This is a genomic window from Streptomyces griseicoloratus (genome assembly GCF_014534645.1).
GTDB lineage: Bacteria > Actinomycetota > Actinomycetes > Streptomycetales > Streptomycetaceae > Streptomyces > Streptomyces griseicoloratus.
In genome coordinates this window covers 50,992-69,581 of the sequence record NZ_JACVQF010000219.1, presented here as the reverse complement: position 1 = coordinate 69,581, position 18,590 = coordinate 50,992, and the positions used below count along the sequence as shown (strand labels likewise).

15 protein-coding genes are annotated in these 18,590 nt (G+C 71.3%); 4 read left to right on the top strand and 11 right to left on the bottom strand.

What is annotated here, in order from left to right; all coding sequences use genetic code 11:
* Positions 1–195: 195 nt before the first annotated feature.
* Together H0H10_RS27815 and H0H10_RS27810 are read left to right on the top strand one after the other, a co-directional pair.
* Positions 196–894: an aggregation-promoting factor C-terminal-like domain-containing protein gene (locus H0H10_RS27815; RefSeq protein ID WP_309141914.1), complete on the top strand. Its 699-nt coding sequence runs from the start codon at positions 196–198 to the stop codon at positions 892–894.
* 139 nt (positions 895–1,033) lie between these two features.
* Positions 1,034–2,401 carry an AI-2E family transporter gene (locus H0H10_RS27810; RefSeq protein ID WP_188183889.1) on the top strand — a complete coding sequence of 456 codons (1,368 nt, stop codon included), beginning with the start codon at positions 1,034–1,036 and terminating at the stop codon, positions 2,399–2,401.
* Between the two features lie 58 nt (positions 2,402–2,459).
* Here the strand turns inward: H0H10_RS27810 and H0H10_RS27805 are convergent, their stop codons facing one another.
* On the bottom strand, positions 2,460–2,993 hold the full coding sequence (locus H0H10_RS27805; RefSeq protein ID WP_188183888.1) for an alkyl hydroperoxide reductase: 534 nt from the start codon (positions 2,991–2,993) through the stop codon (positions 2,460–2,462).
* A 6-nt stretch (positions 2,994–2,999) separates the two neighbouring features.
* Entirely contained in the window at positions 3,000–3,554 is a 555-nt protein-coding gene (locus H0H10_RS27800) for a peroxiredoxin (RefSeq protein WP_188183887.1), read from the bottom strand.
* A 156-nt stretch (positions 3,555–3,710) separates the two neighbouring features.
* On the opposite strand from H0H10_RS27800, the gene H0H10_RS27795 reads away from it, so the two are divergent.
* The gene (locus H0H10_RS27795) at positions 3,711–4,673 is read left to right on the top strand and encodes a LysR substrate-binding domain-containing protein (protein WP_223180518.1); all 963 of its coding nucleotides are present in this window, start codon (positions 3,711–3,713) and stop codon (positions 4,671–4,673) included.
* An 87-nt stretch (positions 4,674–4,760) separates the two neighbouring features.
* Here the strand turns inward: H0H10_RS27795 and H0H10_RS27790 are convergent, their stop codons facing one another.
* From H0H10_RS27790 to H0H10_RS27770, 5 genes are all read right to left on the bottom strand, one after another.
* Positions 4,761–7,094 carry an ABC transporter permease gene (locus tag H0H10_RS27790; RefSeq protein WP_188183886.1) on the bottom strand — a complete coding sequence of 778 codons (2,334 nt, stop codon included), beginning with the start codon at positions 7,092–7,094 and terminating at the stop codon, positions 4,761–4,763.
* Complete coding sequence (locus H0H10_RS27785; RefSeq protein ID WP_188183885.1) at positions 7,091–7,780, bottom strand: ABC transporter ATP-binding protein; 690 nt, start codon at positions 7,778–7,780, stop codon at positions 7,091–7,093. Before H0H10_RS27785 ends, H0H10_RS27790 begins: the two co-directional genes overlap by 4 nt.
* Entirely contained in the window at positions 7,777–8,304 is a 528-nt protein-coding gene (locus tag H0H10_RS27780; protein ID WP_188183884.1) for a PadR family transcriptional regulator, read from the bottom strand. Before H0H10_RS27780 ends, H0H10_RS27785 begins: the two co-directional genes overlap by 4 nt.
* A gap of 104 nt (positions 8,305–8,408) precedes the next feature.
* Positions 8,409–8,663, bottom strand: coding sequence for a type II toxin-antitoxin system antitoxin (locus H0H10_RS27775; RefSeq protein ID WP_373566894.1), 255 nt, complete (start codon positions 8,661–8,663; stop codon positions 8,409–8,411).
* Positions 8,660–9,598: an SPFH domain-containing protein gene (locus H0H10_RS27770; RefSeq protein WP_188183882.1), complete on the bottom strand. Its 939-nt coding sequence runs from the start codon at positions 9,596–9,598 to the stop codon at positions 8,660–8,662. Before H0H10_RS27770 ends, H0H10_RS27775 begins: the two co-directional genes overlap by 4 nt.
* A gap of 269 nt (positions 9,599–9,867) precedes the next feature.
* On the opposite strand from H0H10_RS27770, the gene H0H10_RS27765 reads away from it, so the two are divergent.
* Positions 9,868–12,186 carry a transglycosylase domain-containing protein gene (locus tag H0H10_RS27765; protein ID WP_188183881.1) on the top strand — a complete coding sequence of 773 codons (2,319 nt, stop codon included), beginning with the start codon at positions 9,868–9,870 and terminating at the stop codon, positions 12,184–12,186.
* 62 nt (positions 12,187–12,248) lie between these two features.
* On the opposite strand, the gene H0H10_RS27760 is transcribed toward H0H10_RS27765, so the two are convergent.
* The 4 genes from H0H10_RS27760 to H0H10_RS27745 form a co-directional block, all read right to left on the bottom strand.
* Positions 12,249–14,312, bottom strand: coding sequence for a SpoIIE family protein phosphatase (locus tag H0H10_RS27760; protein ID WP_188183880.1), 2,064 nt, complete (start codon positions 14,310–14,312; stop codon positions 12,249–12,251).
* Between the two features lie 280 nt (positions 14,313–14,592).
* The gene (fomD, locus tag H0H10_RS27755; protein WP_188183879.1) at positions 14,593–15,288 is read right to left on the bottom strand and encodes a cytidylyl-2-hydroxypropylphosphonate hydrolase; all 696 of its coding nucleotides are present in this window, start codon (positions 15,286–15,288) and stop codon (positions 14,593–14,595) included.
* Between the two features lie 58 nt (positions 15,289–15,346).
* On the bottom strand, positions 15,347–16,732 hold the full coding sequence (locus tag H0H10_RS27750; RefSeq protein ID WP_188183878.1) for a class II fumarate hydratase: 1,386 nt from the start codon (positions 16,730–16,732) through the stop codon (positions 15,347–15,349).
* Between the two features lie 175 nt (positions 16,733–16,907).
* A complete protein-coding gene (locus tag H0H10_RS27745; protein ID WP_188183877.1) occupies positions 16,908–18,575 on the bottom strand; it encodes a fumarate hydratase in 1,668 nt (555 codons plus the stop codon).
* Between the last annotated feature and the right edge of the window lie 15 nt (positions 18,576–18,590).

The following is an 18,590-nucleotide window of genomic DNA, read 5'->3' as shown; positions in this document are numbered from 1 at the left end:
GCGGTACGGCACCACAAATGCACCAGTTCAACTCCATAGCAGCGTCGTATGCCGCCCGAGCAGTACGCGGCGCTCCCCCCGGGGAGTTGCCCACGGGCCCGTGCCTCCCGTGACCCGTAGTTGGGGAGGCCAGTGCCAGGGGCACGATTGCGTCCGCGAGGGTCACCGAAGCGGGCGATGCTGGAAGGAAACCGTGTGAGCCGGATCTCGGTCCGGGGATTCGCAGTGGCCTCGGCCACGGCGGTCACCGCTGTCGGAAGCGTCGTCGGAGTTGCCTCGGGCAGCACCGCGCAGAACAACGACGCCGAAGCGACGGCCACGGGCATGACGCTGCTCGCGGACATCCCCGCGGGCCAGCAGGCCCAGGTGCAGACCGCGTCCCTGACGCAGCAGGCCGACGCGCAGGCCATCGCCGCGGACGTGAGCGCCAAGAAGGACGCCGAGGAGGCGGCCCGCAAGGCGGCCGCCGAAACCGCCATCGCCAAGAAGGAGCAGGCCGAGAAGGCCGCCGAGGAGGCGAAGAAGCGGGCGGAGGAGGAGAAGGAGCGGGCGAGCCGCGAGGCCGCGCGCGAGACCACCACCTTCGCCGTCCAGAGCTCCTACACCGTCGCGCAGATCCAGGCGATGGCCCGTCAGATGGTGCCGAGCGGCCAGTGGCAGTGCTTCAGCAACATCGTCGACCACGAGTCCAGCTGGAACTACAAGGCGGTCAACCCCTCCTCCGGCGCCTACGGTCTCTTCCAGGCCCTGCCCGGCTCCAAGATGTCCTCGGTCGGCGCCGACTGGCAGACCAACCCGGCCACCCAGATCAAGTGGGGCCTCAACTACATGGACAGCCGCTACGGCAGCCCGTGCGAGGCCTGGTCCTTCTGGCAGGCCAACCACTGGTACTGAGCCGGCCCGGCCCACCCGGCCGCCGCTCAACCCCGCACAGCCCCTCACCGTCCTACGGTGAGGGGCTTGCCCCATGTACGGTCGGAGCGGACGACTCCAGGGGGGAGTGGTGGGGAGAGACGGGGGAAGAGGACGGATCATGTCGCGAGTGCCAGGGTGGCTCGGCCGGCTCGGCGCCGGACTGACCCGGATGAGCAAGCGGTTGGACCAGCGCCGCGCCGAGGTGGAACGGGAGGGCGACGCCGACGGCGCCGAAGGGACCCGGCCGCCCGACCACGTGCCACCGCCCCCGGAGTACCCGCCCGAGGTCCACCCGCCGGCGGTCCCCGTGCGCCCCGACCCCGCGCAGGCGGTGCCGTGGGGCGTGCGCGTCGCGGCCGAGGCCGGGTGGCGGCTGCTGGTCCTCGCGGGCACGGTGTGGGTGCTGATGCGGGTCATCAGCGCCGTCCAACTGGTCGTGCTGGCCTTCGTGATCGCGCTGCTGATGACGGCGATGCTGCAGCCGACGGTGGCGCGGCTGCGGCGGCACGGGGTCCCGCGCGGGCTGGCCACCGCCCTGACCGCGGTCCTCGGGTTCGTGGTGATGGGCCTGATCGGCTGGTTCGTGACCTGGCAGGTCATGGAGAACATCGACGACCTCTCCGACCAGGTCCAGGACGGCATCGACGAGCTGCGCAACTGGCTGCTCAACAGCCCCTTCCACGTCACCGACAAGCAGATCAACGAGATCGCCAAGAACCTGCGCGAGGCGGTCGGCGCCAACACCGACCAGATAACCTCCGCTGGCCTGGAGGGCGTGACCGTCGTCGTCGAGGCGCTGACGGGCATTCTGCTCGCCGTCTTCTCGACGCTGTTCCTGCTCTACGACGGCAAGCGCATCTGGGAGTGGACGCTGAAGCTGGTGCCGGCGGCGGCCCGGCCGGGCGTGGCCGGTGCCGGTCCGCGCGCGTGGCGGACGCTGACGGCGTATGTGCGCGGCACGGTGATAGTGGCGCTGATCGACGCCATCTTCATCGGACTCGGCATCTACTTCCTCGATGTGCCGATGGCCGTGCCGCTGGCCGTGTTCATCTTCCTGTTCGCGTTCATCCCGCTCGTCGGCGCGGTGGTGTCGGGCGCGCTGGCGGTCGTGGTCGCGCTGGTGACGCAGGGCGTGTTCACGGCGGTGATGACGCTCGTCGTCGTCCTTGCGGTGCAGCAGATCGAGGGCCACATCCTGCAGCCGTTCATCCTGGGGCGCGCGGTACGCGTCCATCCGCTGGCCGTGGTGCTCTCGGTGGCCGCCGGCGGCATGGTGGCCGGCATCGGCGGCGCGGTGGTCGCCGTACCGCTGGTGGCGGTGACGAACACCGTCGTGGGGTACCTGCGGGCGTACTCCCGTGAGACCGCCGTACGGCAGGCGCCGAGGCCCCGGGGCGCGACGTCGGCGGACGTCTCCCCGGCCGCGGAGCCGCCGCCCGAGCCGGACCGGCGGCGCGAACCCCCCTCGGACGGCTCTCCGGCATAGCGAAGGCCCCGCCCACCGTCGGGTGAGCGGGGCCTCGTCGTACCGTCGTACGGTCCGGTTACTCGGCGAGGACCGCCTCGGCGTCCAGCGTGGCGCCCACGGCCTGGATCACGGCCGCGATCTTGAAGGCCTCCTGGATCGTGTCACGGTCCAGGCCCGCCTTGCGCAGCACCTGCTCGTGCGAGTCCAGGCACATGCCGCAGCCGTTGATCGCGGACACCGCGAAGGACCACAGCTCGAAGTCGACCTTGTCGACACCGGGGTTGCCGATGACGTTCATCCGCAGGCCGGCGCGCAGGGTGCCGTACTCGTGGTCCGACAGCAGGTGCCGGGTGCGGTAGAAGACGTTGTTCATCGCCATGATGGCGGCGGCCGACTTGGCGGCCGTGTACGCCTCCGGCGTGAGGTTCGCCTTCGCCTCCGGCTCCAGCTCGCGCAGCACGATGGGGGAGCGCGAGGCGATGGCGGTCGCCAGCACGGTGCCCCACAGCTGCTGCGCCGGGAGGTCGGAGTTGCCGATGACCGAGCCCAGGTTGAGCTTCAGGTCCTTGGCGTAGTCCGGTATGGCGGACTTCAGGGAGTCGAGCGACATCTCAGGTCACTCCCCGGCCAGCAGCGCGACCGGGTCCAGCGTCTCGTCGCCCTTGCTCCAGTTGCAGGGGCAGAGCTCGTCGGTCTGCAGGGCGTCCAGGACCCGCAGGACCTCCTTGGGGTTACGGCCGACGGAGCCGGCGGTCACCATGGAGAACTGGATCTCGTTGTTCTGGTCGACGATGAAGACCGCGCGCTTGGCGAAGCCCTCCTCGTCCTCGATGCCGAGGTCGCGCATCAGCTCGTGCTTGGAGTCGGCCATCATCGGGAACGGCAGGTCGCGCAGGTCGTCGTGGTCCTTGCGCCAGGCGTGGTGGACGAACTCGGAGTCGCCGGAGAAGCCGAGGACCTGGGCGTCGCGGTCGGCGAACTCGTCGTTCAGCTTGCCGAAGGCGGCGATCTCGGTCGGGCACACGAAGGTGAAGTCCTTGGGCCAGGCGAAGATGACCTTCCACTTGCCCTCGTAGGTCTTGTGGTCGATCTTCTCGAACTCCTTGCCCTTCTCCAGCGAGACGCAGGCGGTCAGTTCGAACTCGGGGAACTTGTCACCGACAGTGAGCACACGCTCTCCTTGCAGCGAAGAAACACCCATTTTGCGAGCGTTTCCCATGGGTTGGACGGTGTTGATGTTGGCACAGGGTGCATTGATTAGTGAAATAGCTACACTCGGTCGGGTTGATCGGGTGTGTCTATCAGTGACCGGGAGTGAGTCGAGGGCATGAGCATGGGGATGACCGGGGCGGCCACGGGCAGGAAACGACAGCCCAGCCTGGCGCAGCTGCGCGCCTTCGCCGCCGTCGCCGAGCATCTGCACTTCCGCGATGCCGCCGCCGCGATCGGCATGAGCCAGCCCGCGCTGTCGGGTGCCGTCTCCACACTGGAGGAGGCACTCGGTGTCACTCTCCTGGAGCGTACGACGCGCAAGGTGCTGCTCTCACCGGCGGGGGAGCGGCTCGCGGTGCGGGCCAAGGCGGTGCTCGCGGAGGTCGGGGCGCTGATGGAGGAGGCGGAGGCCGTACGGGCGCCGTTCACCGGGGCGCTGCGCCTCGGCGTCATCCCGACCGTGGCGCCGTATCTGCTGCCCACGGTGCTGCGCCTAGTCCACGACCGCTACCCGGCCCTCGACCTGCAGGTCCACGAGGAGCAGACCGCGAGCCTCCTGGACGGACTCACCTCCGGCCGGCTCGACCTGCTGCTCCTCGCGGTGCCGCTCGGCGTGCCCGGCGTCACCGAACTCCCCCTCTTCGACGAGGACTTCGTGCTCGTCACCCCGCTCGACCACGGGCTCGGCGGCCGCGAGGGCATCCCGCGCTCGGCGCTGCGCGAGCTGAACCTGCTGCTGCTCGACGAGGGCCACTGCCTGCGCGACCAGGCGCTCGACATCTGCCGGGAGGCGGGCCGCGAGGACGTCCCGGCGACCACGACGGCCGCGGGCCTGTCGACGCTGGTGCAGCTGGTGGCGGGCGGCCTCGGCGTGACGCTGCTGCCGCGCACCGCGGTCCGGGTGGAGACCTCCCGCTCCAGCCAGCTCCTCACCGGCTCCTTCGCCGATCCCGCCCCCACCCGCCGCATCGCCCTCGCCATGCGCACGGGCGCGGCACGCTCCGCGGAGTACGAGGAACTGGCGGCGGCCCTCAGAGAGGCGATGCGGGAACTGCCGGTGCGCACGGTCCAGGGCTGAGCGAGCGCCGTACGGGCACGCCGGCCCGCGTGCCGGGGCCCGGCCGGCGGGGAGGCCGGCCGGGCGGGTGAGGCGTGTGACGGGGCGTCACTCCGTGCGCAGGCCGTCCGGTCGCATCAGGCGCAGCAGGGGCGGCAGGCTCAGCAGCGTCACCACCAGGACGACCGCGGCACCGATGCCGGTCATCGACAGCACGCCGCTCCAGTCGACGCGCACGGTGGTGTCCGTCATCCTCAGCAGCACCGCGCCCAGCGTCACGCCCACGGCCGACGCCAGCAGCAGCCCCAGCCCGATCGGGATCGCCGTCTGCCACAGTACGGACAGGCCGAGGGTGCGGCGCCGGGTGCCGAAGGCGACCAGGGACGACAGCAGCTTCCTGCGCTCGCGCAGCTGCTCCAGCTGCGAGACCAGCAGGCTCGCCCCGATCAGCGCCAGCACACAGGCGGCGCCGGCGAACAGGGCGGTGCGGATCGCGGTGAACCGCTCGTTGCGTTCGACGGCCGACCAGGTCATCGGCGAGGCGAGCGGGTCGACGGCCGCCGCGGTGTTGCGCACCAGGTCCTGCACGTCGGGCACCGACTCGTCGAGCCGGAGGTAGATCTGCCCGGTCAGGGCGGGTCCGGCGGTGGCCGCGAGCGCCTTGGGGGTGACGAGGAAGCCCATCTGCTCGGTGCCGGTCGGACCGATCCGCGGCCGGGCCTCCTTCACCCCCTCCGGCACCGTCCAGGGGATCTCCTTGCTCTTCGGCCCGCCCTCGTACGACGGGTCGAGGTACAGCGTCCGCCCCGGCGCCGCCAGCTTCTCGGTGTCGGTGTCGTACTCGGCCCCGATCACGGCGAACGCGTCCCCGTCCCGGCAGGAGGGCAGCGTGGCGATCTCACGCAGCGCCGCGCAGTCGCCGACGGTCAGCATGGTGCTCCGCTCCGGATCCTCGCGGCGGTCGCCCAGGTAGCCCTCGGAGTACGCGTCCACGCCCCGGACGCCCTTCGTGCGCCCGAACTTCGCGGCGGCCGAGGTGACCGGCACGTCCTCCGGCAGACTCACCTGCATCTGCGCGCGCGTGACGTCGTACGCGGTGTCCTTCGTGTAGTCGCCGTCGACGCCCGCGAGCAGCATCTGCAGCGCGATCGCGCCGGCGACGGCGACCGCGATGCCGTTGACCGTGCGGGCCGAGGTGCCGCTGCTCACCTGGAGGCGGCGCACCGCCAGTTGCCAGGACACCCCGCCCGTGCCGAGTCGCGTGACGACCCGTTCCACCAGCCACGGCAGCAGCGCGGTCACGCCGACCAGCAGCAGGACGACGCCGCCCACCACCAGGTACTGGTTGAACTCCCCGTCGTCGTTGCCCTGGCCGAACATCGGGTAGAGCATCGCGAGGCCGCCCAGCGGCAGCAGCAGCCGCCACCACAGCCGGCGCCGTGCGGGCCTGGCCGTGCGCACCACGCCGAGCGGTTCGATGACCACCCCGCGCAGCGCGAACAGCGTCACCAGCACCGCCGCCGCCGGCACCGTCACCGCCACCAGCAGGGCCAGTGCGGGCGAGGGGTCGAGGTAGCTCGGGAACACGCTGACGTGCCACACCTCGGCGTGTCCCGCGAGCTGCCGCCCGATCAGGAAGAACCCGGCACCGAAGAGCAGCCCGAGGACCGCCCCGGCCATCGCCTCGCCGGCGGCGATCCGCCGGGTCATCCGGCTGTCCGAGCCGACGAGCCGCAGCGCCGCCAGCCGCCGGTCGCGCCGTTCGCCGCCGAACCGCACGGCCGTGGCGATGAACACGGCCACCGGCATCAGCAGGACGACGAGCATGACGACGACGAGCAGCAGCAGCACCGGGTCCAGCGGCTCACGCTCGTCGGCCTCGCCGAAATGGTCGATCCGCGTGACCCTCCCGCTGCCGAGATGCGCGGCGAGCCCGTCGGCGCCCCGGTAGAAGGCGAGTTCGGAGGAGCCGATCAGCCCTTCCTCGGCGATGGTGCCGGCGATCCGGTCCGGCAGCCGCTCGCGGAGCAGCTTCCCGGAGTCCGATTCCAGGAGCTCCTTCAGCGCCGGGGAGACGACCATCTCGCCCTTCGCCGGGAACTCCGCCACACCGGGCGGGAGCGGCGCCCGCGGTCCCTCCGGCTCCAGCTCGCGGCCCCGGACGGACTCGTCACGGAAGTCCGTGCCGACATTGGCGACCAGGAGCGTGTCGTCCGCCCGGGACAGGGGCGCGGAGTCGACGAAGGTGATGTCCGTGCGGGCGGCCTCCCTCTCGTGCCGGACGGCGAGCGCGTTCGGTATCGCCGTCGTCAGCAGCAGCAGCGCCACCCCGAGCCCGACGCCGACGGCCGTCAGCAGGGCCCGGGTCCAGCCCTCGCGCCCGCCGGTGAGCGCGAACCGCACGCCCATGGCCAGGTCGCGGGTCCACTGCAGCGCGTTCACAGGGCGCGCTCCATGTCCCGGGACTTCCCGTCCCGTACGACGATCTCGCGGTCGGAGTAGGCGGCCACCCGCGCCTCGTGGGTGACGAGCACGACGGCGGCGTTGGTGGACCGGGCGGCCTCCGTCAGCAGCTCCATCACGCGTTCGCCGTTGAGCGAGTCGAGCGCGCCGGTGGGCTCGTCGGCGAAGACCACGCGCGGGCCCGTGACCAGGGCACGGGCCACGGCGACGCGCTGCCCCTGGCCGCCGGAGACCTCGCCCGGCCGCTGTTTCGCCAGGTCGTCGACCTCCAGCCGCTCCATCCAGCCGAGCGCGGCCCGCTCGGCCTCCTTGCGGGGCGTGCCGTTCAGCCGCAGCGGCAGGGCGACGTTCTCCACGCAGGTCAGCTCCGGCACGAGCTGCCCGAACTGGAACACGAACCCGAACTCGCTGCGGCGCAGCGCGCTGCGCCGGGCGTCGCCCATGGCGGACAGCTCCCGCCCGTCGTACGTGATCGTCCCGGAGTCGGGCGTCACGATCCCGGCGAGGCAGTGCAGCAGCGTCGACTTGCCGGACCCGGACGGGCCCATGACGGCGACGACCTCGCCGGGGTGGATGGAGAACTCGGCGCCGTCGAGGGCGAGGGTCGGGCCGTAGGCCTTGCGCAGCCGCTCGGCGGCGAGCAGCGATCCGGCGGGGGCGGTCACTGGGCGGCCACCGCCTCACGGAGCTTGTCCAGGCGCGCCGCGGTCAGCTCCAGCCAGCGCAGGTCCGCCTCCAGGTGGAACAGGGCGTGGTCGCAGATGAGCTGGTCGGCGAGGTCGCCCTTGCGCTTGCGGTCGGTGAGGATCCGCATGGAGCGCAGGTGCTCCGAACGCTGGGTGTCGAGGATGTCGGCCGCGTCGCGGTGGGTGAGCAGGGCGAGGACGACCTTGGTGTACAGGGTCGACTGCAGGTACGGCTCCGGCTTCTCCGGCGTGGCGAGCCACTGCGCCACGTCGGTGATGCCGGCGTCGGTGATGGCGTACCGCTTGCGCTCGGGACCGCCGCCCGCCTCGATGCCGTCGACGACGACGAGGCCGTTCTTCAGGAGGCGGGACATGGTCGAGTAGACCTGGCCGTAGTGCAGCGGCCGGTCGTGACCGAACTTCTCGTCGAACGCGCGCTTCAGGTCGTAACCGTGACGCGGCCCGGACTCAAGGAGCCCCAGGAGGGTGTGACCGATGGACATGCCAGCACTCTACACACGGTGTATACGTGGGGTGTATACGCCGAGTGCAGAGGTCGTGGCGGGGGGTACCGGGCTCCAGGTCAAGGCCGTTTGTCACGGTTCCGCTACGACGGCGGCCCGGGGGTCGTGCCCCCGGGCGGCCGGCCGCGGCGCGGCATCGGGCCCGCCTCGCCGGGCAGGCGCCCGGCCTCCGCGAGCGCCCTGCGGAGCAGGAACTCGATCTGCGCGTTGGCCGAGCGCAGCTCGTCGCCGGCCCAGCGGGCCAGCGCCTCGTACACCAGCGGGTCCAGCCGCAGCAGCACCTGCTTGCGCTGCTGCGGCCGGCGCTTGGGGGCCGGGCCCTCGGAGGGATCGGTCACTGGTAGAGCGTCCCCGTGTTCAGGACCGGCTGCGCGGAGCGGTCCCCGCACAGCACGACCATCAGGTTGGACACCATCGCCGCCTTGCGCTCGCCGTCCAGCTCCACGATGTCCTGCTCGGTGATCCGGGCGAGCGCCGCCTCGACCATCCCGACCGCCCCGTCCACGATCTGCCGCCGCGCCGCGACCACCGCGCCGGCCTGCTGCCGCTGGAGCATCGCGGAGGCGATCTCCGGGGCGTAGGCGAGGTGCGTGAAGCGGGACTCGATGATCTGCACACCGGCCGCCTCCACGCGCGCGTGGAGCTCGACGGCGAGCTTCTCGGTGATCTCCTCGGCGTTGCCGCGCAGCGACAGGCCGTCCTCGTCATGGGCGTCGTAGGGGTACTCGATGGCGATGTGCCGCACGGCCGCCTCGGTCTGGGTGGAGACGAACTCGACGTAGTCGTCCACCTCGAAGGTCGCCTGGGCGGTGTCCTCGACCCGCCACACCACCACGGCGGCCAGCTCGATCGGGTTGCCGTAGGCGTCGTTCACCTTCAGGACGGCCGTCTCGTGGTTGCGCACCCGCGTCGAGATCTTCCTGCGGGAGGTCAGGGGGTTCACCCAGCGCAGCCCGTCCTGCCGGATGGTGCCCCGGTACCGCCCGAAGAGCTGCACGACCCGTGCCTCGCCCGGCGCCACCATGTTCAGGCCGCACATCGCGAGGAACGCGGCCAGCGCGACCAGGATGCCCGCGATGATCAGCGCCGCCTTGGCGCCGGTCGCCGACACCGCGGTCGCGGCGACGATCAGGCCGGCGCCGGCCAGCAGCCCGACCAGGCCCAGCAGCAGCGCCAGCCCGCCGCCGATGCTGTGCGCCGTGAACTCCCGGACCCGTGGGGCCGGCATCTCGGGCACATCCGCGGTGACCTGCGACGTGTCGTGTGTGGACATGAGGGATCCCCCGTTCTCGCCGGTTGTCTCCGGCGCTCTCGCCATCTATCTCTGGTCTAGCTAAGTGATATCACTTTACCCGTACACGGCAACCCTGAACCCCTCTCGTACGTCGGTTCCCATGGAGCGGGTGCTGATTCTCACGTCCGTACAAGGCCGGATCCGCAGCCGTTTGTCATATCTCCCGGTGTTAGTTTTCTGAGCTGACCCGAGTGGCGAACCTGTGTGACGGGTGAGCACACACGACCGAATCGGAGCGGATCGGACTCATGGGACGAGCGGAAGAGAGAAGAGCGCGACAGCGCGGTGGCCGCCGCGCGGCGCCGAAACGCCGCCGCTCGTCGCGCGCGGACGGGAAGACCGGCATACGCCGGCTGTTCACCTGGAAGAAGATCCTCGGCACGTTCTTCGGCCTGTGCCTGCTCGCCATGGGCGGCTTCATCGTGCTGTACCTGATGATCGACATCCCCGCAGCGGGCAACGAGGACGCCGACTCCCAGGGCAACGTCTACAAGTACAGCGACGGCTCGATCATGGCCCGCAAGGGCTACAACCGCGAGATCGTCGACCTGGCCAAGGTCCCCAAGGACGTCCAGCACACCTTCGTCGCCGCCGAGAACAAGACCTTCTACAAGGACGCCGGCGTCGACCTCAAGGGCACCGCGCGCGGCATCCTGAACACGCTCTCCGGCAAGGGCGCGCAGGGCGGCTCGACGATCACCCAGCAGTACGTCAAGAACTACTACCTGACGCAGGACCAGACCGTCTCCCGCAAGCTGAAGGAGCTGGTCATCTCCCTGAAGCTGGACCGGGAGAAGTCCAAGGACTACATCCTCGCCGGATACATCAACACCAGCTTCTACGGCCGCAGCTCCTACGGCATCCAGGCCGCCGCCCAGGCCTACTACCGCGTCGACGCCGAGGACCTGACGGTCGAGCAGGGCGCCTACCTGGCCGCGCTGCTCCAGGCGCCGAACCAGTACGACTGGGCGATCGCCAGCGACACCGGCAAGAAGCTCGTCCAGCAGCGCTGGAACTACGTCCTCGACAACATGGTCGAGATGAAGTGGCTGGACGCGGCCGAGCGCCGGAACATGAAGTTCCCGGTGCCCGAGGAACCCAAGCCCGTCCCCGGGATGGAGGGCCAGACCGGCTACCTGGTCGAGGCGGCCGACACCGCGCTCAAGGAGCGGCTCGTCGCCCAGGGCACCGCCGAGGACGCCGAGCAGGCCGACGCCATGGTGGACGCCGGCGGCTGGACCGTCACGCTCAACATCGACAAGAAGAAGCAGGCGGCGCTGGAGAAGGCCGTCCAGACCCAGCTGACCAGCAAGCTCGACCCCGGCAAACGCGACGTCGACGCCGACGTCCAGGCGGGCGCCGTGTCCGTCGACCCGAAGACGGGTGGCGTCGTGGCGATGTACGGCGGTGTCGACTACGTCAAGCACTACACGAACAACGCCACCCGCGACGACTACCAGCCGGCCTCCACCTTCAAGCCCGTGATCCTGGCCGCGGCCGTCGACCAGGACGCCGAGACCCAGGACGGCGTGCCGATCACGGCCAACACGATCTACGACGGTACGAGCAGGCGCCCGGCGATGGACGGCGACCGCGAGGTCGGCTTCGCGCCGCCCAACGAGGACGACGTGGACTACGGCCCCATCACCGTCCAGAAGGCGATGAACGAGTCCGTCAACTCCGTCTTCGCGCAGATGGGCATCGACGTCGGCATGTCCGAGGTCGTGAAGGTCGCGGGCGAACTCGGCATGGAGACCGAGGGCATGGAGGCCGTGCCCGCGCAGACCCTGGGCAGTATGGGCGCGAGCCCGCTGGAGATGGCCGGCGTCTACGCCACCTTCGACAACCACGGCAAGAAGGTCACCCCGGCCGTCGTCAAGTCGGTCGAGCACAACTCCCGCAAGGTCGACTTCCCCGACCCGATCGGCGAGCAGGTCATCAGCCGGGAGGCCGCCGACACGGTGACGTCCGTGCTGACCGGCGTGGTCGACGACGGTACGGCCAAGAAGTCCGTGCGGGACAACCCGCTGCGCCGCGGCCAGCAGGTCGCCGGCAAGACGGGTACGTCCGACAACAACAAGTCCGCCTGGTTCAGCGGATTCACACCCGGTCTCGTCACCACGGTCGGCCTGTTCGGCGAGGACGACAAGGAACCGCACCCGCAGGTCCCGATGTACAAGGCGGGCGGCGTCGACCACCGCGTCAACGGCGGTGGTTTCCCGGCGGAGATCTGGGCGGCGTACACCTTCGGCGTCATGGACGAGGTCACCGAGTTCGACCTGGACACCAAGCAGGGCGCCGCGGTCAAGCCCAGCACCTCGCCGACGGTCACGCAGTCGCCGTCCCAGTCGCCGTCGGACGAGACCACGGCCGAGGAGTCGCCGTCCGACGAGGCCACGGTCGACGAGTCCCCGTCCGACGAGGCGACGACCGAGGAACCGCCCGAGTCGCCGACGATGTCCCCGTCCAACAGCCCGTCGACCGCACCGCCGACGGGAGGGGCGTCGACGGAGCCGGAGGACCCGCTCTTCCCGGGCGGCGATGACGACGACCGGCAGCGGCAGTAGCCGACAGGAACGCCGGAGGGGGCGCCCGGTGAGCACCGGGCGCCCCCTCCGGCGTACGCGGCTCAGCCCCGGTTCAGCTCGAACCAGACCACCTTGCCCGTGCTCAGCCGCGTCGCACCCCAGCGCCGGGCCAGCCGGTTCACCAGGTACAGCCCGCGCCCGCCCTCGTCCGTCGCGCGTGCCTGCCGCAGCCGCGGCAGCTGCGGCACGTCGTCGCCGACCTCGCAGCGCAGTACGTCGGTGCGCAGCAGCCGCAGGGTGACCGGCCGGGAGGCGTACCGCACCGCGTTGGTCACGACCTCGCTGACCAGCAGCTCCACCGAGTCGGTCAGCTCCTCCAGGCCCCAGCGGGCCAGCGCGCGCCGGGCCAGCCGCCGGGCCCGGCCGGGAGCGGCGTCCTCCGGCTCCAGGAACCAGTACGCCACGTCACTCGGCGCGATCCCGTCGAAGCGGGCCGCGAGCAGCGCGATGTCGTCGTCCCGGTCGCCCGGCCCGAGCATGTCCAGCACCTCGTCGCACAGGGCCTCCAGCGGCGGCGGATGATCCGGCCCGGTCAGCTGCGCGGTCGCGGCCAGCTTCTCGCGCAGCTGCTCTATGCCGGTCCACACGTCCCGCAGCCGGGACTCCACCAGCCCGTCGGTGTAGAGCAGCAGCGTCCCGCCGGCCGGCGCGTCCAGCTCCACGGCCTCGAAGTCCACCCCGCCGACGCCGATCGGGGCGCCCGCCGGCACCCGCAGCACCTCCGCCCGGCCGCCCAGGTGCAGCAGGACCGGCGGCGGATGGCCCGCGTTGGCGATGGTGATGCGGTGCGAGACCGGGTCGTACACGGCGTACAGACAGGTCGCCATGCGGTCGGTGCCGAGGCGCTGGGCCTGTTCGTCGAGGTGGTGCAGCACCTCCTGCGGGGGCAGGTCCAGCCCGGCGAGGGTCTGCGCGGTGGTGCGCAACTGACCCATGATCGCCGCGGAGGTCATGGAGTGGCCCATGACGTCCCCGACGACCAGCGCGACGCGGCTGCCGGGCAGCGGGATCGCGTCGTACCAGTCGCCGCCGACCCGCGCGGTCTCCGCGGCGGGCAGGTAGCGGGACGCCAGCCGCACGCCGGTGCAGCGCGGCAGGTTCTCCGGCAGCATGGTGCGCTGCAACTCGTCGGCGATGTACGCCTCACGCCCGTACAGCACCGCCTTGTCGATGCCGAGCGCGCTGTGCGTGGCGAGCTGGGCGGCCACGAGCAGGTCGTCGGCCTCGAAGGCGATGCGCTCGGGACCGCGCAGGAACAGGGCGGCCCCGATCACCCGGCGCCGGCCGCGCAGCGGCGCGAGGATCGCCCGCTGACCGCCGGGAACGGCGAACTCGCCGCCCTCGCCGATCAGCTCGGGCAGCGCGGCCCGGGCGGCGGGCGCGTCGGTGAACACCGGGCGCACTCCGCGCAGCACCTCGGCGAGCGCGCTGCCGGGCCGCACCTCGCACAGTTCCGAGCCGACCGTCTCCAGCTCGGAGGGCTCCGGCTGGACCGCGGGCATGAACCCGCCCTCCGTGTCGCGCTCGGCCGGTATCCGGTCGGTGCGGCGCAGCCGCAGCACCAGGGGACCGGTGGGCCGCTCGTCGCCGACCGGCAGCGGCTCGCGCAGATAGACGAGGATGGCGTCCGCGAAGGTCGGCACCGTGGCCCGGCACAGCCCCATCACGATCTCGTCGAGGTCCATGCCGCGGGCGATCCGCCGGGTCGCGGCACCCACGAACCGCAGCCGGTCCCCGTCCCGCCGCATGGGCGTGGGCCGCCCCGGCGCCGGGTTCTGCCCGGTACGGCGGTCCTGGCCCGTCCGGCGGTCCTGCCCCGCGGCTCCCCCGCCGGCCGCGGCGGGCTCCCCGCCCGGCTGCGCGGGGACGCCCTCGGGCGTGGGCCGCGGCCGGTGCGTGTCGGGCTCGGCGGCCTGCTCGGCGCCCGGCTGGGAGTGTTCGAAGACGCCCACGGGATTCGTGCCCGGCGGCTCCGCGGCCCGCCCCTGTGCCGGTAACGCGGCTCCGGGGGTACGACGCAGCGCCCCGGGGGGTTCCACGGGGTCGGCGCCCGCCTGGGGGCGTTCGAAGGAGGTCGGGTGCTCCGTCACGCGTGTCGAATCCATCCGTCCGCGACTGCGCGCAGCGCGTGCAGTTCGTCCCGCAGAAGTCCCGATACCCGGAACACGTGCCCGAGGAACGGAATTTCCACGTGGTCAGAGGCTGTTCCTGTGCGACCGGCAGACCGGCCGCGGCCCGTACCGGTGTTGCCCTCGTACCCCTCGCTCACGTCCTGCCGCCCCTCGGTGACGATCGGTCAAGCTCAGCGCGTGCCCCGGCAATTGCCACCGCGCGTCCTTGCGGAGGACGATCCTACGTTTCTTGCCGGGGGTCGTATCAAGGGTCTCACGAGGACACACGCGCGGACGTACGATCCCAGTCACCGGGCAGTGCGGGTACCGGCCAGGACGGATCCGGGCGCCAGTCCTCCCAGCCGTCCGAGAAGGGCGGCCCCCAGGCGCGGATCACCTCCACCGCGGCCTGCCCGGCCTCGCGCACCCGCCCGGCGAGCCGGGCGCCCATCAGCCCGTCCCGCTGCGCCTGGGCGAACTCGTCCTCGTCCCGCCAGTGCCAACTGCGGTCCGGGTGGACGGAGAGGTCCAGGAAGTGGTCCTCGGAGTCGACCCCGCCCTCCCAGCGGGCGAGCGGCTCCTCCAGGTTCACGTACCAGTTCTTGAACCGCCAGCCCGGCTCCCAGAACAGCCACACCGACCAGGGGTCGCCGGGCCGCGCGAGCTTCAGCACGCCCGTGCCGAACCACCGGTCGCGCTGCACGGTCCGCGGCCTGGTGTAGCGGGAGTCCAGCGGTTCCATGTGTACGGGCGTGCCGTCGGCGAGCACCGGCTTGACGCACTCGGTGCCGGGCGCCAGCCACACGGCGAGCAGGTCGGCGTCGTCCCGTACGACGGTGACGGGGCGTGCGATGTGGACGCGCCGGCCGCCGTTCTCCCGGTAGCGCCACAGGATGTGACTCCCCGGTGCCCAGAAGGCCGTCGTCCCGTCCGCTTCCGCCGCCGCGCTCACCGCTTCACCGTCTGTCATGCGGAGATATTAGGTGCCCCGCGCACACGGCACGGGGCGCCGGGGGAAGCACGGGCGGTCAGGGACGGGTCATCCGCAGCACGTCGAGGGCCTCGTCCAGCTGCTGGGTCGTCAGGTCGCCGCGCTCGACGTATCCGCCCTCCAGCACGACCTGACGGATCGTCTTCCGCTCCGCCAGCGCCTTCTTGGCGACCTTGGCGGCCTCCTCGTACCCGATGTACTTGTTGAGCGGGGTGACCACGGAGGGGGAGGACTCGGCGTACTCGCGGGCGCGCTCCCGGTGGGCGACGATGCCGTCGACGGTCCGGTCGGCGAGCAGCCGGGAGACGTTGGCGAGCAGCCGGATCGACTCCAGGACGTTCTTGGCGATGACCGGCAGCATGACGTTGAGCTCGAAGTTGCCGGCGGCGCCCGCGGCGGCGACGGTGGCGTCGTTGCCGGTGACCTGGGCGGCGACCATCAGCACGGCCTCCGGGATGACCGGGTTGACCTTGCCCGGCATGATGGACGACCCCGGCTGGAGGTCGGGCAGGGAGATCTCCGCGAGGCCCGTCCGCGGCCCGGACGACATCCACCGCAGATCGTTGGCGATCTTCGTCAGCCCCACGGCGATGGTCCGCAGCTGCCCGCTGGTCTCGACGATGCCGTCCCGGGCGCCCTGCGCCTCGAAGTGGTCGCGAGCCTCGGTGAGCGGCAGGCCGGTCGCGCGGGCGACCTCCTCGATGACGGCGGCGGAGAAGCCGGGCGGGGTGTTGATGCCGGTGCCGACGGCGGTGCCGCCGAGCGGCAGCTCGGCGAGCCGGGGGAGGGAGGCGTTCAGCCGCTCGATCCCGTACCGCACCTGGGCCGCGTACCCGCCGAACTCCTGCCCCAGGGTGACGGGCGTGGCGTCCATGAGGTGGGTCCGCCCGGACTTCACCACGTCGGCGAACTCCTCGGCCTTGCGCTCCAGGGCGGCGGCGAGGTGGTCGAGCGCGGGAACGAGATCCCGGCTGACGGCGGCGGTGGCCGCGATGTGGATCGACGACGGGAAGACGTCGTTGGACGACTGCGAGGCGTTGACGTGGTCGTTGGGGTGGACGTCCCGGCCGAGCCGCTCGGTGGCGAGGGTGGCGATGACCTCGTTGGTGTTCATGTTGGACGAGGTCCCCGACCCCGTCTGGAACACGTCCACGGGGAAGTGCTCGTCCCACTTCCCCTGGGCGACCTCCTGCGCCGCCTCCTGGATCGCCTCCGCGACGTCCTTGTCGAGCACCCCCAGCCGCGCGTTCACCTTCGCCGCCGCCCCCTTGATGCGGGCCAGCGCCTCGATGTGCGCCCGCTCGATCCGCTGCCCGGAGACGGGGAAGTTCTCGACGGCCCGCTGCGTCTGCGCCCGCCACTTGGCCTCGGCGGGCACCCGGACCTCGCCCATGGAGTCGTGCTCGATGCGGTATTCGCTCATACCGGGTACAGCGTGGGAGGAGTGGCGGTTGTTCCGCCCTTCAGCCGCCCGGCGTCTCGGACTCAGCCCCTCCGGCGTTTGAGGAGCGGGGGGCCCGGGGGCGGAGCCCCCGGGGACGGGACGGAAGGGGCGGCGGGGGCGAAACCCGAGGGCCGAACCACCCCCGCCCCACAGCTCAGGAAGACCGCACCGGAATCGACGTGAACGTCGGCTGCGGCGCCGGGTCCTGGAAGAAGTCGTTGCCCTTGTCGTCCACCACGATGAACGCCGGGAAGTCCTCCACCTCGATCTTCCAGACGGCCTCCATGCCGAGCTCCTCGTACTCGACGACCTCGACCTTCTTGATGCAGTCCTGCGCGAGCCGCGCGGCGGGCCCGCCGATGGAGCCGAGGTAGAAGCCGCCGTGGGTCCCGCACGCGTCCGTGACCTGCCTGCTCCGGTTGCCCTTGGCCAGCATCACCTTGGAGCCGCCCGCCGCCTGGAACTGCTCCACGTAGGAGTCCATGCGGCCGGCCGTCGTCGGCCCGAAGGAACCGGACGCGTAGCCCTCGGGCGTCTTCGCCGGGCCGGCGTAGTACACCGGGTGGTCCTTCAGGTACTGCGGCATCTCCTCGCCCGCGTCCAGCCGCTCCTTGATCTTGGCGTGCGCGATGTCGCGGGCCACGACCAGCGGACCGGTCAGCGACAGCCGGGTCTTGACCGGGTACTTCGTCAGCTCGGCCAGGATGTCGTCCATCGGCTGGTTCAGATCGATCTTGACGACGTCCCCGTCCTGCTCCAGCTGCTCGTCCGTGGTCTCCGGCAGGAACCGCGCCGGGTCGGTCTCCAGCTGCTCCAGGAAGACGCCCTCGGCGGTGATCTTGGCGACCGCCTGCCGGTCCGCCGAGCAGGACACGGCGATGGCGACCGGGCAGGACGCGCCGTGCCGCGGCAGCCGCACCACGCGCACGTCGTGGCAGAAGTACTTGCCGCCGAACTGCGCGCCGATGCCGATCTTCTGCGTCAGCTCAAAGACCTTCTCCTCCAGCTCCTTGTCCCGGAAGCCGTGGCCGAGCGGCGAGCCCTCGTCCGGCAGGTTGTCCAGGTAGTGCGCGGAGGCGTACTTCGCGGTCTTCAGGGCGTACTCGGCGGACGTGCCGCCGACGACGATCGCCAGGTGGTACGGCGGGCAGGCGGCCGTGCCCAGCGAACGGATCTTCTCCTCCAGGAACTTCATCATGGAGGCCTCGTTCAGGACGGCCTTCGTCTCCTGGTACAGGAAGGACTTGTTGGCCGAGCCGCCGCCCTTCGCCATGAACAGGAACTTGTAGGCGCCGCCGTCGGTCGCATACAGCTCGATCTGCGCCGGGAGGTTGGAGCCGGTGTTCTTCTCCTCCCACATCGTGAGCGGGGCCATCTGCGAGTAGCGCAGGTTGAGCTTGGTGTAGGCGTCGTAGATGCCCCGGCTGAGCGCCTCCTCGTCGCCGCCCGCCGTCAGGACGTTCTGGCCGCGCTTGCCCATCACGATCGCCGTGCCCGTGTCCTGGCACATCGGCAGCACGCCCGCCGCCGCGATGTTCGCGTTCTTCAGCAGGTCCAGCGCCACGAACTTGTCGTTGGCCGACGCCTCGGGGTCGTCGATGATGCGGCGCAGCTGCGCCAGGTGGGCGGGGCGCAGGTAGTGCTGGATGTCGTGGATGGCCTCCTCGGCCAGCTTGCGCAGCGCCTCCGGCTCCACCTTGAGGAACGTCCGACCGTCGGCCTCGAAGGTGGAGACACCCTCGGAGGTCACCAGCCGGTACGGAGTGGTGTCCTCTCCCTGGGGGAGCAGATCGGTGTACGCGAACTCAGGCATCTCGCCCATTCCTCACTCGGCATC